Origin of the sequence: Bacteroides sp. 4_1_36 (assembly GCF_003466325.1) — a bacterium.
Classification (GTDB): Bacteria; Bacteroidota; Bacteroidia; order Bacteroidales; family Bacteroidaceae; genus Bacteroides; species Bacteroides uniformis.
The window spans coordinates 57,745-72,559 of record NZ_QSOX01000023.1 but is presented as its reverse complement, the minus strand read 5'-3'; the positions used below and the strand labels follow the sequence as shown (position 1 = coordinate 72,559).

Sequence of the window (14,815 nt, the reverse complement as noted above, 5' to 3'; positions counted from 1 at the left end):
TGATGAGAGGACGTTTAGACGCAAGAAGGACGCTGAAGAGCTTAGTTGCGGATTTGAGGTAAGAGGCAATTCGCACGCAAAGATACAACTTTTAGCAGCAAGTTGCTAAAATGAGTTATGGATTATGAGCTATAAGTGTGATAGCCTATAACCCATAATCCATAACTTGTAGCTCATCCTCCCTATTGTTTCTTACTGAACTTCTCCTGCAACTTCTGCATCAATTCGTAGAAATTAGGAATATAGACCGTGGCAAGCAAGGTATTCAGTGCCATACCGAACACTACGGCGGCTCCCAGTGCAATACGGCTTCCCGCCCCTGCTCCGGTTGCAAAAAGCAGCGGCATAACCCCGAATACGAATGCAAGCGATGTCATCAGAATAGGTCGCAGGCGGATATGTCCGGCCTGGAATGCCGCATCGCGGATTGAATTGCCTTGTGCACGAAAGTCACGTGCAAACTCCACAATCAGAATACCGTTTTTGGCAGACAAGGCGACAAGCAGAATGATTCCAATTTGTGTGTAGATGCTGACCGGAGTCCCCATGACATAGCATCCCAGCATGGCACCGAGCAGTGCAACCGGAAGTCCCATTACGGCAGCTACCGGACTGGTCCAGCTTTCGTATTGTGCGGCGAGTACAAGGAAGGCAACCAGCAGTGCCATGACGAATACGACAGTCGTCGTGGTTCCCGCCTGCGTCTCCTGATAGGCTACCGAAGTCCATTCATAGCCGAACTCGTCTCCGAGATGCTCTTTGATTAGACTTTCCATTTGCCGGATACCCTCTCCCGAACTACTGCCCGGAGCCACATTGCAGGTCACGGCTGCTGTGGAGTACATGTTATATCTGTTTATCTGGTCCATGCCTAACTGCTCTTCCACCCGGGTGAAGGAAGAGAAAGGTACCATTTCTCCCGATGCATTGGGAACGCTCAATTTCAGAACATCGTCGATGACACGCTGGGCACGGTCGCCCGCCCCCAATTTCACTTGGTAGATGTGTCCGAACTGTACATAGTCGTTGACGTAGGCCTCCCCCATATAGTAACCCAAGGCGGTGAATACACTGTTCAGCGGGATACCCATCAACTGTACCTTGTCGCGGTCTATATTCAAAAAATATTGCGGTACATTGGCTTGGTACTGGCTGCTGACCGATGCCAGTGCCGGATAATTGCGGTAATGCTCCATCAAGGTCTCTACAGCACGCTGCATCTCGGTGGCGCCGAGGTTGTGGCGGTCTTCCAATTGGAGTTGCAGGCCTCCGGTAGCTCCCAGTCCGGGGATGGCAGGCGGGACCATGGCAAATATCTCTGCTTCCTGGATGCCATATACTTCCATATTGAAGCGCTGTACTACGGCTTCAGCCGTATGTTCCTTTCCCTTGCGTTCATTCCAGTTTTTCAGTACGATGAAGTAAGTGGCCGCATTGCTTTGCTCTCCACCTCCCATCACGGAGAAGCCGGATATGCCGATGTAGTCCTTTATTTCGGGGTAAGAATCGAGAATCTTATTTATCTGCTTTCCTACGGCTTGGGTGCGCTCCAGGCTCGATGCAGGGGGAAGCTGTACCACTGCGAGGAAATAGCCGTCATCTTCTTCCGGAACAAATGTGGACGGCCATTTGACAAACAGCAGGACAGCAATCAATGTGAAAACCGCATATGAAACGATGGAAGCGACAGGGCGTTGGAGCAGGTACTCCACTATCCGGTCGTAGACTCCTTGTGTCTTGTCGTACAGATGGTTGAACCCCCGATATAGGGGATTTTTGGAAGGCCGGGTAGGTTGCAGCATCAAGGCACAGAGTGCCGGAGTAAGGGTCAATGAGTTGAATCCGCTAAGTACGGTGCTGGCTGCAATGGTCAAGGCAAACTGTTTATACAGTTGTCCTGATATGCCGCTGACGAGTGTTGTCGGGATAAATACGGCAAGCAGCACCAGCACTACCCCGACAATGGGGCCGGTAATCTCTCCCATCGCTTCGGTCACAGCCTGGCGGGAGGTGTAGCGCCCCGTGTCCAGCAGACGCGTGGAGTTCTCCACCACCACAATGGCATCATCTACCACGATGGCCACGGCAAGTATCAGTCCGAATAGTGTCAGCGTATTGATGGAGAAGCCGAACAAGGACATGACGGCCAGTGTGCCGATGAGTGATACCGGAATAGTGATGCAGGGAATGACGACCGCCCGCCAGTTCTGCAGGAACAGGAAGATGACGAGAACTACCAGCAGGGTTGTTTCAAGGAACGTCACCATCACTTCGTCTATGGAAGCATGAATGACATCCGTAGTGTCCAGGGTTACATTGTATTGTATGCCTGCAGGGAAATTTTGCGAGAGTTCCTGCATTTTTGCCTTTACTCCTTTGGAAACGTCCAGCGAGTTGCTGCCAGGTTGCTGATAGATAGCGATGGCAGCGGTGGGTTTCCCGTCCAGTTGGGATACTACGCTGTAAGAGGCCGAGCCCAGGTCGATATGCGCCACGTCGCGCAGACGGAGTATCTTCCCTCCGGTTTCGGTACGCAGGATAATGTTGCCGAACTCTTCGGGTGAGGTAAGGCGCCCTTTTACGGTCAGGCTGTATTGATAGGCATTTTTATTGTCTGTGCCGATGGGTTGCCCTACGTTACCTGCGCTGACCTCCACATTCTGTGATTGGATAGCTTGGTATACATCGGCCGGCGAAAGATAGCGGATGCGCATGGCGGCAGGGTCGAGCCAGATACGCATGGAGTAGTCCCCTGCTCCCATCACATTGACGGCGCCTACACCGGGCACGCGTGTTAACTGGTCTACGAGATTCAGCTTGGCATAGTTGCTGAGGTAAAGTCCGTCGTAGTCTTTGCTGTCCGACGTCATCGTGAGGAACATCACGATGTTCGATGACTGTTTCTGCACAGTGACGCCTTGCACCACAACGGGAGTAGGCAGTGACGACTGGGCCACGCTTACCCGGTTCTGGACCTGCACGGTAGCCATATCAATGTCTGTGCCTACGGCAAAAGTAATGGTAAGAGAGTAAGCGCCCGATGAGCTGGAGTTGGAGGACATGTAAAGCATTCCGTCCACTCCGTTGACTTGCTGCTCGATGGGGATGCCGACGGTTTGTGCCACCGTCTGCGCATTGGCTCCGGGATATACGGCACTGACCTGCACGGTGGGTGGTGTGATGTCCGGATATTGGGCAATGGGCAGGATGCCCAGTGTGACCAGTCCTGCTACGACGATGAGCAGCGCCAATACGGTAGCAAAGATAGGACGGTCTATGAAGAATTTTGAAAACATAGGCTTTGGTATTAATCAATTCATATTAGTTGTCAATGGGATGTACTTTCATTCCATCCCTTACCTTCATCAGTGCTTTGGTGACGTAGCGCTCCCGGGGAGTGATGCCTGCCCTTATCTGGCGCAGGCTGTCCCCTATCAGTTGTCCGGTTTCTATATGGCGGTAGCGCACTATATTCGAATCGTTGACTACGTATATGTATTTCCCCAACTGGTCGGTACCGATGGAGGCGTCCGGCAGCAGGATGGCCTGCTGTTGCTCTCCGTAGGGCAAGGTGATGCTGACGTAGAGGCCGCTTTTCAACAGTCCTTTAGGGTTGTCGAGACGGGCGCGGATGTTCAAAGTTCCGGTGTTCAAGTCTACGTTGGGCGAAAGATAGTCCAGCTGTGCGGGATAAGTGAGGAGTTCGTCTTTACCCAGGCTGACACTCACTTGCCGGGGGATACTGTCTCCCTGCTGCATCAGCATGGAGAGCCATTGGTTGTCTGCCACATTGAAGTAGGTGTACAAATGGTCGTCTTTGTAGATGGTTGCCAATGTGACGGGCTGCACGCTGCCGCCTACATAGCCTCCGGCATCCACCAGGTTACGGCTTACGGTGCCGTCGAAGGGAGCACGGACGGTGCAGTAGCTCAGATTGGTGCGTGCTGTGTTCAGGGCTGCTTCCGCATTGCTCACTGCAGCCTGCGAAGTTGCCACGTTGGATTGTGCTTGCAGCACTTGTATACGGCTTACAGCATCGCTTTTCATGGCTTCCTGCATACGTGTGTAGTTGTTTTGGGCGTATTCCAGGTTGGCGCGGGCAGTGTTGAGTTCTGCTTCTGCCTGCCGCACATTGTCTTGATAGACTGTCGGTTCGATGACAAAAAGTACTTGTCCCTGGCGTACCCGGCTGCCGGGAGCGTAAGCGATGGTCTGTAAGGTTCCGCTGACTCTGCCTACCAGGTCTACGGTCTTTTCAGAAGTCAGGTAGCCCGGATATTCTTTCGTCAGCGTAATGTTCTGCACTGTCGGACGGGCCACGCTTATCTCGGGAACGGGCATCGTTTGTGCCGTTTCTTTCCTTCCCCCGCATCCCGTTGCCAGCAATGGCAGGATGAGCAGGGTGATGTACATTTGATTTTTCATATACGGTTCGGTTTAGTTTATATTCTTATTTCTGATTCATTTCATATCCACCTCCCAATGCCTGGTATAAGGCTATCAGATGCAGCAAGGAGCTGCCTTGTGCCTGCACCAGCTGATTTTCGTATGTCAGGAGTGAGCGTAGTGCGTCCAGTACGTTCTGGAAGGGAGTAAGTCCTTGTTTGTACAAATCGAGGGAGAGTTTCAGAGTTTCTTCTCCCTGGTTGCATACTTCGCGCATGGCAACAATCTGTTGGATGGAGTTGCGATAGGAGTTCATGGCATTATCCGTTTCCTGCACGGCGGTAAGCACTGTCTGGTTGAACTGGTGAATGGATTCATCGAGCTGGGCACGTGCCAGACGGGTGGCATTCACCAGTTTGGTACCGCTGAATAAGGTCCAGCTGATGCTTGGAGCAATTTCAAACGTCATACTGTTCCGTTTAGTCAAGTCCTTCAAGTCATGGGAGGAATAGCCGATGGAACCTTTTAGGAACACTTGCGGCAGCCAGTCACTTTGAGATGCGCCGAGTGTTGCCGCCTGCGCGTTGACTTGGCGTTCGGCTTGCCGTATATCGGGGCGGCGGAGCAGCAGGTCGGCAGGAACACCGATGCCTATGGGTTCCATATAGTCGGGCAGTTTGCCGGGCTTCTCCAATATGGGGCGGATATGCTGGGGGTAAGTACCGAGTAAGATTGCGAGCGTCGTGATGTATTGGTTGATGCCTGCCTCCAGTTGTGGGATGGAGGCTTTGGTACTGTAATATACGGATTTGGCTTGTGAAACGTCCAGTTTGGACACCAGTCCGGTTTTGTAGCGTACTTCGGTAATGTTAAGTACGGCTGCCTGGGTATGGCAATTGTGGGTCACTACACTTAGCTCTTGCTGCAGTTCGCGGAGTCCGATGTAGGCAGAAGCTATCTGGGCACAGAGGGATACCATGACAGAGGTATATTCCTCCTTGCTTGCCATGAAGGTTTCCCGCTGTGCCTTTACCCGTTGGCGGATACTTCCGAATACGTCCAGCTCCCAACTGGCGTTGAGCGAGGCACTGTATGCACCGGTAATGGATTGCGGAAGTGCGTTGACATTGCCGCTGCTTTGCTGCCGTGCCCATCCTCCGTCCAATGAGATGGAAGGGAAAAAGCTGCCGCGTTCTATCCGCAGGTTGGATTTAGCCATATCCATACGGGCCATGGCAGAAAGTACGGAATAGTTTTGAGTGGAGGCTACCGTAATCAATGAATCCAGCATCGGGTCATCGAAGGCTTTCCACCACTTGTCGTCAATGGGTGGTATCTGTCTGCTGAACAGATTGTCATCTCCGGGAATGGCATGGGAGACATCCTTTCCCCAGCCTTGTGGGAGTGGTTTCTCAAGATAGCGGTTGGCTTTCTGTGCCATAGCCGCAGGACATAGGCATAATATGAGCAACGCGGTGCTCCAAGCTTTTATATTCATAAATAAAGGTTTAGGTGGTTATCTTTTTATGGGATTGATAACAACCTAAACCTTTATTTGTTTATGAGTATTTACTCGGTATACCCGAGTATCTTAGAAGGCATACCCGAAACCCACATTCAAGTAGATGGGATACATGGCAAAGGTAATTGTATTGAAATCTTTCTTGAAAATATCATTCAATCCCCATGTAAGGTCGGCAAATACACTCAGATGTTTGAAGGCACGCCAGTCTACACCAGCTTGCACGCCCCAGGCAAACTTGCGCAAATCATCCGAAAAGTCGTAAGTGGCAATGGCACCGTCGGAGAAGTTGACTTTCTTTCCGGTAGGATTACCTTCACGCAGATAACCTTCATATACATATCCGGAGAATTCCTCATCCATCAGGTAGGATACATATGCACCTGCTTTGGCTCGCAATCGTGAGTTGATTTTATATGCTCCAAGTACGGGGACAGTAATGTAGGCATTGCGTACTTTGGTTTTTACTCCTCCCGTCCAGTTACCTTTCAAGCGGTTACCGTCATTTCCTATGATTTCCATGCCATAGTTCTTTACTGTCGCTTTGGTAATCATATTTTTGGTTTCCAGTCTTACCCCGGTTATTACTCCCCATTTTTTAGTTTTTCCTAACCACTTGATGGCATTTCCTTCCAGCATAAGAGCTAAAGTAGGATTGTAGGCATCGATACTCCGTATTTCTACGGGCAATGGAAGCGGGGAAGTACCACCGATGCTGACACCGGCCCTTATCTCATATTCCCATCCGTGCAGGGCAGCGTTTATAAGCGTACGATTCTGATTCTCTTGAGCGTATAGGGCGGTTTGCATGTAAACTGCCAATGCGATAAATGCTACTATTTTCTTTATCATGTTGTATTCCAATTCTACAGGGTTCTTATTCGAAAATCAGTTCCACATCATCCACTAAAAGGGTACTTCCGGGCGCACCCTCGAAAGTTGCACCGTTCTTGCTGGATGCAAAAATGATACTTAGTTTATATTTTCCTTTTGCCAGTTTGGTTTCATCTATTTCTTTTCCATATCTCTGATAGTCAAAAGGAATGTCGAAAGCTTCCCAATCATCGGTTTCGTGGGGATTGGATATTAGAGCTAAAGCTACCATACTGGGATGTTCATAGTTCTGGTTTGGCAGATTTCCATCCAATATTACTTCCGTAACTTCTCCTGCTTCGTTGTAACTTTCGCCTTCATAAAAGATTGCATAGATGTTCATCACATCTTTACGGTCGGTGTATCCACCGTTTTCATAAAAACGTTCACCGGCTTTGTACTTGTACCAACCTTTTAGACGTGAGGGCTTATAACAGAAAGGAGTGCCGAAATGTGTGGCTTTCAATGGGCTGGTGAGAGCATTCGTCATATCAAACTCACCGATAAACAAATTTCCAGCAGCTATCGGCATACCTACCATTGCTCCCAGAGAGCCGGTAAGCCGAGTTTCTAATTTGGCACACTTTCCGTTTTTACCATTGTCATATTGTGACGTAGGGTAATTTTCAGTAGCTGATGAACTGGCTGCCCAGTTGAATCCTTCATTTCCACTGGCCCATGTCAGTTCCAATCCGTCTTGTTCTTCATAGAACTCCTGATATTTGTATTTGGGGTTAATTCCATTGATAAGTCGTATGTCTTCAAAATGGAATTCATTTGGGATGTCTGATACCGATTGTTCGCGTACACCGATGGAATATACTCGCTGCCAAGCCTTGTTCTCAGAAGTTACGGTATACTTTACCCTTTTTCCGTCAGAGAAATCGTGTTCACTACCACTTTCCGGACTAATGGTAGCGCCCGGCGTCAACTCAAACAGGGGGGATAGTTTGTTTAAAGGAGTGCCCTCTTTTACTTTTACTAATATGGGGTAGGCCTGCAGATTATCATTGTAAGACGGATTTAAATTGAAACGAGCGCTTGCCAGTACATCTTCTTCAAAAGAGATGCCTGTTATATCAGCTTCAGCATTGGGTGCTTCATCTTTTATGCACGATGCCATCAATATTCCGAAAAGTGAATAGAGTATGAATAATTTGTTTAGTCTCATGCTTTTTAATTTAATTCTATTAATTTTTCAAGCAACAAAACTACTTCTTTTTTCTCTAATAGCAGGTTTTTATGAGCTTATTTAACAAAAAAACGGCAATAGGTGCTTTACTATTGCCGTTTTATATATAGAAAATGTTCTATTTTTAATTATCTGAGCCGATATGTACGATTTTTCTTTTGGCTCTTACTGGCTTTTCCTTTACAACTTCCACTTTCTGTTCGGGAGTTATACCTGCTAATTCCGGGTCAATCATGATACGGCCACAATATTCGCAAACGATAATTTTCTTGCGTGAGCGGATGTCCAATTGTCTCTGGGGCGGAATCTTGTTGAAGCAACCACCGCAAGCATCACGCTGTACGTATACAATACCCAGTCCATTGCGTGAATTCTTACGGATACGTTTGAAGGACTGAAGCAGACGGGGTTCAATCTTTGTTTCCAGTTCTTTGGCTTTGTCTCTCAGCTTCTCTTCCTCTTGCTTGGTCTCGGAGATGATTTCGTCCAGTTCGCTCTTCTTTACGTCGAGGTCTTTTTGTCTTTCTTCCAGAGCAGCAGTGCTTTCTGCTACTTCTTGAGATTTTTCTTCCTCTTGTGCGGCAAATTCCTTGATACGCTTTTCGCAGAGTTCGATTTCCAATGTCTGGAATTCGATTTCCTTGCTTAAGAAGTCATATTCGCGGTTGTTGCGTACGTTGTCCTGCTGGTCTTTATATTTAGCTACAGAAGCCTTTGCGGTTTCAATTTCAACTTTCTTTCCTGCAATGGAGGATTTCAACTCGGCAACTTCTGCCTTGATTCTGTCTATACGGGTACTCAGACCGGCTATTTCGTCTTCCAAGTCCTGTACTTCCAGTGGAAGTTCACCTCTCAACGTCTTGATTTCATCGATTTTGGACAGCATTGTCTGCAATTGGAACAAAGCTTTCAACTTCTGTTCTACGGTTAATTCCTGAGGATCTTTTTTTGCTTCTTTAGCCATTTTACTTACATGTATTTTATGGGGTTTGTATTCACTTTGGTCATTTGGACCTCAAAATGAGGAAACAAATCCCGGATTATTGTATAAAATATTTCTTTCGTATATTGCTCACTTTCATAATGCCCTATTTCAGCCAATAATATATCGGTATCATGTCCGAAATAGTCATGGTATTTTATCTCGCCGGTGATAAAGACATCTGCACGGTTGCGGATGGCAAGCGGCATTAGGAAAGCGCCGGCGCCGCCACATAATGCAACAGTCTGTATTTCCCGCCCGAGGAGTTTGTTATGTCTGAGACACCCTACTTCGAAGGTTTTCTTTATCCGTTTCAGGAATTCAAGTTCTGTCTCCGGTACTTCCAATTCGCCAATGACACCGGCTCCGGCTTGTGGCCATGAGTTTTGCAAGGGATAAATATCATAGACCGGTTCTTCATATGGATGTGCCGCAAGCAGTGCCTTGACAGTTGCCGCTTTTTTGTAGGCGGGTATGATTGTCTCAATACGTACTTCACGTTCGGTATGCAGCTCCCCTATCGCTCCACAGTATGGGGTGGCACCTTCCCGGGCTCGGAATGTCCCCTCGCCTTCCATGTTATAACTGCACAAATCATAGTTGCCGATATTGCCGCATCCAGCGTCGAACAAGGCTTTCCTCACGTCTTCCGCTTGGGCGGTCGGTACAAATGTGGTCAGCTTTACCAGCGCATTTTCCTTGGCTTCCAGGATACGGACATTCTTCAAACCGATTTTCTCGGCAATCTTGAAGTTCACTCCTCCCGGTGCATTATCCAGGTTAGTGTGCGCAGCATAAACAACGATGTCATTCTTGATGGCTTTCAAGATACAACGTTCCACATAATCCCTGCCCGTGATGGATTTATACCCTTTGAAAATGAGAGGGTGATGTGATATAACCACATTATATCCCAATGCAATGGCTTCATCCAGTACAGCTTCAGTAACGTCAAGACACAACAAAGCCCCTGTTGCTTCCGCATCTGTCAATCCGATTTGCAGGCCGGCATTATCAAATCCGTCTTGCAATGGCAGAGGCGCGAACCGTTCAAGGGCGCTTACTAATTCCTTAATTTTCATTGTGAACAGAAAATTTGGTTGCAAATATAGTAAAAAGCAATGGATTGAGAATGTTTTTTATTCTTTTTATAAAATATCAGTAACAAATTTGAGTAATAGACGGTTTTCTTCCAACAAAAACTCTTATCGAAAAATGTTTTATCACGAAAAAGACTATCTTTGCGAGCGATTATTATAAAACTAAATCTATGAAAACTAAAAAACTATTCGGAATTTTATCGCTCTTGATTATAATTGGTGTGACCTCTTGTAACAGTGATACTCCACAAGACAATGTAGAAAACATTAAAATGAAGGTCTCTTCCGAGATTGGCACTTACCAGCCTTGGGGAAGTGATCATTTCATTGATTGTATGTTGGTAAAGGAGGAAGGTAAAAATGAATATGAAGCGTTGGACTTTTTAGGAATTGCCGGGTTTGATTATAGCAAGGGGTATGAATACACCTTATTGGTGAAAAAAACAACTTTGCTCAACCCTCCCGCCGATGCCAGTAATATTGCATACGAACTGGTCGAGGTGTTATCAAAAGTCGGAGTAGAATATGAATATACAATAGAGGTTGATGGACCCAATCCTTTTATTCTTTCTCCTGATGGAGGAAAATATGAGATTCCTTTTGCATGCAAAAGAAAAAAATATGTAGCAGGCGAGTTTACTGAAGAAGAATATGCTCCTTTAAAAGGATTGAGATATAATATGGGGACCAATTATGGAACCTATACAAGCATTATAAAAGATGGTGATACAGTTGGATTATATAAGTTTGTAATCGAGGGTATTGAGCCTTATAATATGGAAGGAACTCCCTGGTGGTATTATGGTATTTATCCTGCTGATGCAGATTTTTTCTCTGAAACAGAGCCGGAACCTATCTACAAACAATTGTTTGAACAACCGCAAACGGAAGGTGAAGAACATTTTATATATCCGATAATATATGCTTCATCGGGTACGTTTGATTAGTTGGACACATTAATCTCCTTTATTATGAAAACATTACTTGTTTTGTTTCTTTTCCTTTTATCGTTATTGTCTTGTCAGGATACGAACTGTTCCGGTAAAGATGTATCTGAGGATATGGAGGAGCCGGTAGATACTACTCCCAAGGCTACGGCTATCTTTTGGGTAGACAAGGATAAAGATTATCAGGCTAAGAAAAAAGACGGTCCTCTTTCTCTACGCACCGTCAAGGCAAGGGTAGAGATTGATTCGCTGGGAAAAGTTAATCTGCTGGCATATACCAAGCCGCAAAGTCAACGCATCAAAAGTTACCTGCAGTATAGGCTTGAAGAATTCCGTGTAAAGAAAGTGATGTTGGACAGCGGCTTTGTGAAACCGGGCGTACAATATGTGCAGCTACGCTATCTCCCCGGAAAACTGGATGCCCACCACCGTTGAAGTTATTTATGCTCCTTTTTTCCCTTCTTCTCTACCATCACCGGCAGTAGCTTGCCGTAGGCATCGAACGACTTGCGGGAAGCCAGAGAGATTGTAATCATCAGTGACAGCATGGAGGCGGTAAAGGTGATGACCATAATCATCATCTGATATTTGATGGCCACATTCGGGCTGCTGCCACCCAATATCTGGCCAATCATGGTTCCCGGAAAAGCAACCAGCCCCATCACGGATATATTGGCAATCAGCGGACTGAAGGATTTGATGATGGCTTGGCGGATGAAAGGTGCCTGTGCTTCCGCTTTTGTAGCACCATTGCCGAGAAGATACCGGTAAAGCTGTTGTTCCCGTTTCAGTCCACTATAATAGGTGTTGAGGGCTATGACGTTACTGGATAGCATGTTGCCCATCAGTATGCCGAAAATAGGGATGAAATACCGGGCGCTGAATACGTTTTCCACTCTCAGTACTATTCCGATAAAGTACAAGCCTACACATACTACACTGCATAAGAAACCTGCGGATATGGGCAGGAGCAGAATCTTCCTCTTCAATTGTGTTCGTGCCAATGCCGTCTGCGATGCTACAAATATCATGACAATTACCCATAGAAAGTTTATCCACGGGTTATCCCATAAAAAGAGGTAGTTCAAGTATATGCCGATGAAGAACAACTGGACAATCATGCGTGCCGTACCTATCACAGTAGCGCGCAACAGTCCGGTCTTGAACTTCCAGATGTAAAACAGCGGTATTAATAATAGCAATAATCCGATGCCCAGGCTGAGGTATGATATATCTATGGTTCCCAATAGTGTGTATGTTATTTCATGATTATATGTCGGTCACATCCGTTGGCGAATCTTTTGTCATGGGATACGGTCAGTATGGCACTTCCATTTTCTGTCTGCCTGCGGAAGAAAGAGAGTACTTTTTCCGCGGAACCGGAGTCGAGAGCGGAAGTCGGTTCATCGACAATGGTCAGTGGTTTGCCAATCATTGAGGCTACGGCTATCATCATCCGTTGGCGTTGGCCTCCGGATATTTCGTTCACCCGTTTGTAATATAACTCTTGTTCCAGACCCAAATCCTCGAAACATGCAAATAAACGGGTTTCAGAAAAGGGTGTACCCCGGTTTGCCTTTAAACCGAAGGGCAATTGTACCATGTCCTTTACCCATTCCAGCGGCAATGCCAGTTCTTGTGGAATCCATGCAGTCTGCTTACGGACAACGTCGACGTTTCCTTTATCCAGCAGAATGCCGTTCAAGACGATGCGTCCTTCTTTTAACGGAGTAAATCCAAGTATGGCATTCAGCAGTGACGACTTTCCGCATCCCGAAGGGCCGGAGATACTGGCTATCTCTCCCCTTTCCAATTGCAGGTTGAAACCCGAGAAAAGTATATCGTTGCCGTAGGCGATACTGGCATTTTCTATTTGCAGCATGGTGTTCCTTTAATCTTTCTGTATCGCAAAGATAGTGCAAAAAAATATTTGTGCTATCTTTGACGCACTAATTAATTCAGGAAAGAAAGACTATGATACAGAATGAACGGGATTGCCGCCACGAACATGTGCTTGACGTGGCAAGGCAAATGCTGACTGCTGCGCGCACGGCACCGAAAGGAAAAGGTATTGATGTGATTGAAGCTGCGCTGGTTACGGGTGAAGACATTAAGAAGCTGTCTGAAAAGATGGTCGCTATGGTTGAAGAGCACGGTATGAAGTTCTTTCTCCGTGATGCGGACAACATTTTGCAGGCTGAATGTGTAATTATAATAGGTACGCGCGAGCAGACGCAAGGTTTGAATTGCGGACACTGCGGTTTTCCCACTTGTGCCGGTCGTCCGGAGGGAGTACCTTGTGCTTTGAATACGGTGGATGTAGGGATAGCTGTAGGTTCGGCTTGTGCCATGGCTGCCGATTTGAGGGTGGATACCCGTGTCATGTTTTCTGCCGGACTTGCCGCTCAGCGTTTGGATTGGCTGAAAGGATGCAAGACTGTCTTTGCCATTCCGGTGAGTGCATCCTCCAAGAATCCATTCTTCGACCGGAAACCGAAGGAAGATAAGTGATAATTGACGAGTAGAGGTTTACAATCATAGAGTAGAGGTTTACAATCATAGAGTAGAGGTTTAGAAGTCTGAAGTAGAGGTTTGGCAATTCTAAACCTAAGGTTTATTCTCCCTCTCTCTGCTAACTTAAAAAGTAACGAATTAGAAAAGATAAATAATATGGGATATTTTGTAGGACTGCCGCTGGGTGGTGCCGCAGAGAAGGACTGTCAGGTGCGTTTTGGCAAGAATATGACTTTTCAGGTAGAGACACGTGCTCCCCACTTGCCTGCCGAATGGGCTTTGCAAAGCGGCATACAGCTTACATGGCCCCATGCGGGTACAGACTGGACCTATATGTTGGACGAAGTGCAGGAATGTTTTGTAGCCATTGCCCACGAAATAGCCGCCCGGGAGACATTGCTGATTGTAACCCCAGAACCGGATGAGGTGAAGAAACAGATTCTCGGCAGGGTGAATATGGAAAATGTCCGTTTCCTGAAGTGTGAGACGAATGATACTTGGGCACGCGACCATGGAGCCATCACCCTACTGGATGCTGACGGTGTATCTCTGCTCGACTTTAAGTTCAACGGGTGGGGATTGAAGTTTGCATCCGATAAGGATAATTTGATTACGCGTCGTGCGGTGGAGTCGGAAGTGATGAAAGGAAAGTATGTAAATCGCTTGGGGTTTGTCCTTGAAGGCGGTTCCATCGAAAGTGACGGCATGGGTACGTTGCTCACCACCTCCGAATGCCTGCTTTCGCCTAACCGGAACGGACAGATGAACCGGGTGGAAATTGAGGAATATCTTCGTTCCGTTTTTCACCTGCAACGTGTTCTTTGGCTGGACCACGGTTATTTGGCAGGTGACGATACGGACAGTCATATAGACACGCTGGCCCGTTTCTGCCCTGCCGACACGATAGCCTATGTACAATGCAAGGATGCGGATGATGAGCATTACGAAGAACTGCATCGCATGGAGGAGCAACTGAAGACTTTCCGTACGTTGAAGGGGGAACCTTACCGTTTGCTGGCTTTGCCCATGGCCGATAAGATAGAAGAGGAAGGGGAACGGCTTCCTGCCACTTACGCTAATTTCTTGATTCTGAATGATGCAGTGCTTTACCCCACCTATCGCCAGCCGGAGAATGATGCCTGCGCGGGGGAAGTGTTGCGGGAGGCTTTTCCCGGTTATGAAATTATCGGGATAGATTGCCGTGCTTTGATTAAGCAACACGGCTCTTTGCATTGTGTTACCATGCAATATCCTGTAGGGGTGTTGAAGTAATGTCGATTATACATAGTAAAACAATAA

13 protein-coding genes are annotated in these 14,815 nt (G+C 47.1%); 4 read left to right on the top strand and 9 right to left on the bottom strand.

The annotated features are described in order from the left end of the window. Positions 1–182 precede the first annotated feature (182 nt). The 7 genes from DXD65_RS17915 to DXD65_RS17885 all read right to left on the bottom strand — a co-directional run bounded on the left by DXD65_RS17915 (position 183) and on the right by DXD65_RS17885 (position 10,037). Positions 183–3,296, bottom strand: coding sequence for an efflux RND transporter permease subunit (locus DXD65_RS17915; RefSeq protein WP_005827794.1), 3,114 nt, complete (start codon positions 3,294–3,296; stop codon positions 183–185). Between the two features lie 25 nt (positions 3,297–3,321). Continuing rightward, positions 3,322–4,425, bottom strand: coding sequence for an efflux RND transporter periplasmic adaptor subunit (locus DXD65_RS17910; RefSeq protein WP_005827796.1), 1,104 nt, complete (start codon positions 4,423–4,425; stop codon positions 3,322–3,324). A 25-nt stretch (positions 4,426–4,450) separates the two neighbouring features. Further along, positions 4,451–5,884, bottom strand: a complete 1,434-nt coding sequence (locus DXD65_RS17905) for an efflux transporter outer membrane subunit (protein ID WP_117887844.1) — start codon at positions 5,882–5,884, stop codon at positions 4,451–4,453. A gap of 93 nt (positions 5,885–5,977) precedes the next feature. Then, the gene (locus DXD65_RS17900) at positions 5,978–6,760 is read right to left on the bottom strand and encodes a porin family protein (protein ID WP_005827800.1); all 783 of its coding nucleotides are present in this window, start codon (positions 6,758–6,760) and stop codon (positions 5,978–5,980) included. Between the two features lie 25 nt (positions 6,761–6,785). Continuing rightward, positions 6,786–7,952, bottom strand: a complete 1,167-nt coding sequence (locus DXD65_RS17895; protein ID WP_005827802.1) for a PCMD domain-containing protein — start codon at positions 7,950–7,952, stop codon at positions 6,786–6,788. A 145-nt stretch (positions 7,953–8,097) separates the two neighbouring features. Then, positions 8,098–8,937 (bottom strand): zinc ribbon domain-containing protein, encoded by an 840-nt coding sequence (locus DXD65_RS17890; protein WP_005827804.1) that lies wholly within the window; start codon positions 8,935–8,937, stop codon positions 8,098–8,100. Between the two features lie 5 nt (positions 8,938–8,942). Continuing rightward, positions 8,943–10,037 carry a Nif3-like dinuclear metal center hexameric protein gene (locus DXD65_RS17885; RefSeq protein WP_005827806.1) on the bottom strand — a complete coding sequence of 365 codons (1,095 nt, stop codon included), beginning with the start codon at positions 10,035–10,037 and terminating at the stop codon, positions 8,943–8,945. A 188-nt stretch (positions 10,038–10,225) separates the two neighbouring features. Here DXD65_RS17885 and DXD65_RS17880 point away from each other — a divergent pair, with 188 nt between their 5' ends. Beyond that, positions 10,226–11,002 (top strand): DUF4377 domain-containing protein, encoded by a 777-nt coding sequence (locus tag DXD65_RS17880; protein WP_005827810.1) that lies wholly within the window; start codon positions 10,226–10,228, stop codon positions 11,000–11,002. A gap of 24 nt (positions 11,003–11,026) precedes the next feature. Next, positions 11,027–11,437 (top strand): DUF4891 domain-containing protein, encoded by a 411-nt coding sequence (locus DXD65_RS17875; RefSeq protein WP_005827811.1) that lies wholly within the window; start codon positions 11,027–11,029, stop codon positions 11,435–11,437. A gap of 2 nt (positions 11,438–11,439) precedes the next feature. Here DXD65_RS17875 and DXD65_RS17870 read toward each other — a convergent pair whose 3' ends face one another. Both DXD65_RS17870 and DXD65_RS17865 read right to left on the bottom strand, forming a co-directional pair. Then, complete coding sequence (locus DXD65_RS17870) at positions 11,440–12,249, bottom strand: ABC transporter permease (RefSeq protein ID WP_005827813.1); 810 nt, start codon at positions 12,247–12,249, stop codon at positions 11,440–11,442. Positions 12,250–12,260: 11 nt separating this feature from the next. After that, positions 12,261–12,884 carry an ATP-binding cassette domain-containing protein gene (locus DXD65_RS17865; RefSeq protein WP_005827815.1) on the bottom strand — a complete coding sequence of 208 codons (624 nt, stop codon included), beginning with the start codon at positions 12,882–12,884 and terminating at the stop codon, positions 12,261–12,263. Positions 12,885–12,976: 92 nt separating this feature from the next. On the opposite strand from DXD65_RS17865, the gene DXD65_RS17860 reads away from it, so the two are divergent. Together DXD65_RS17860 and DXD65_RS17855 are read left to right on the top strand one after the other, a co-directional pair. Then, positions 12,977–13,513, top strand: coding sequence for a ferredoxin domain-containing protein (locus DXD65_RS17860; protein ID WP_005827817.1), 537 nt, complete (start codon positions 12,977–12,979; stop codon positions 13,511–13,513). A 159-nt stretch (positions 13,514–13,672) separates the two neighbouring features. Continuing rightward, the gene (locus tag DXD65_RS17855) at positions 13,673–14,788 is read left to right on the top strand and encodes an agmatine deiminase family protein (RefSeq protein WP_117887843.1); all 1,116 of its coding nucleotides are present in this window, start codon (positions 13,673–13,675) and stop codon (positions 14,786–14,788) included. The last annotated feature ends 27 nt before the right edge of the window (positions 14,789–14,815 follow it).

Coding starts and splice junctions, on each gene's coding strand:
- DXD65_RS17875 (WP_005827811.1), top strand. CDS start 11,027: ATGAAAACATTACTTGTTTTGTTTCTTTTCCTTTTATCGTTATTGTCT.
- DXD65_RS17910 (WP_005827796.1), bottom strand. CDS start 4,425: ATGAAAAATCAAATGTACATCACCCTGCTCATCCTGCCATTGCTGGCA.
- DXD65_RS17915 (WP_005827794.1), bottom strand. CDS start 3,296: ATGTTTTCAAAATTCTTCATAGACCGTCCTATCTTTGCTACCGTATTG.
- DXD65_RS17855 (WP_117887843.1), top strand. CDS start 13,673: ATGGGATATTTTGTAGGACTGCCGCTGGGTGGTGCCGCAGAGAAGGAC.
- DXD65_RS17900 (WP_005827800.1), bottom strand. CDS start 6,760: ATGATAAAGAAAATAGTAGCATTTATCGCATTGGCAGTTTACATGCAA.
- DXD65_RS17865 (WP_005827815.1), bottom strand. CDS start 12,884: ATGCTGCAAATAGAAAATGCCAGTATCGCCTACGGCAACGATATACTT.
- DXD65_RS17895 (WP_005827802.1), bottom strand. CDS start 7,952: ATGAGACTAAACAAATTATTCATACTCTATTCACTTTTCGGAATATTG.
- DXD65_RS17880 (WP_005827810.1), top strand. CDS start 10,226: ATGAAAACTAAAAAACTATTCGGAATTTTATCGCTCTTGATTATAATT.
- DXD65_RS17885 (WP_005827806.1), bottom strand. CDS start 10,037: ATGAAAATTAAGGAATTAGTAAGCGCCCTTGAACGGTTCGCGCCTCTG.
- DXD65_RS17890 (WP_005827804.1), bottom strand. CDS start 8,937: ATGGCTAAAGAAGCAAAAAAAGATCCTCAGGAATTAACCGTAGAACAG.
- DXD65_RS17905 (WP_117887844.1), bottom strand. CDS start 5,884: ATGAATATAAAAGCTTGGAGCACCGCGTTGCTCATATTATGCCTATGT.
- DXD65_RS17860 (WP_005827817.1), top strand. CDS start 12,977: ATGATACAGAATGAACGGGATTGCCGCCACGAACATGTGCTTGACGTG.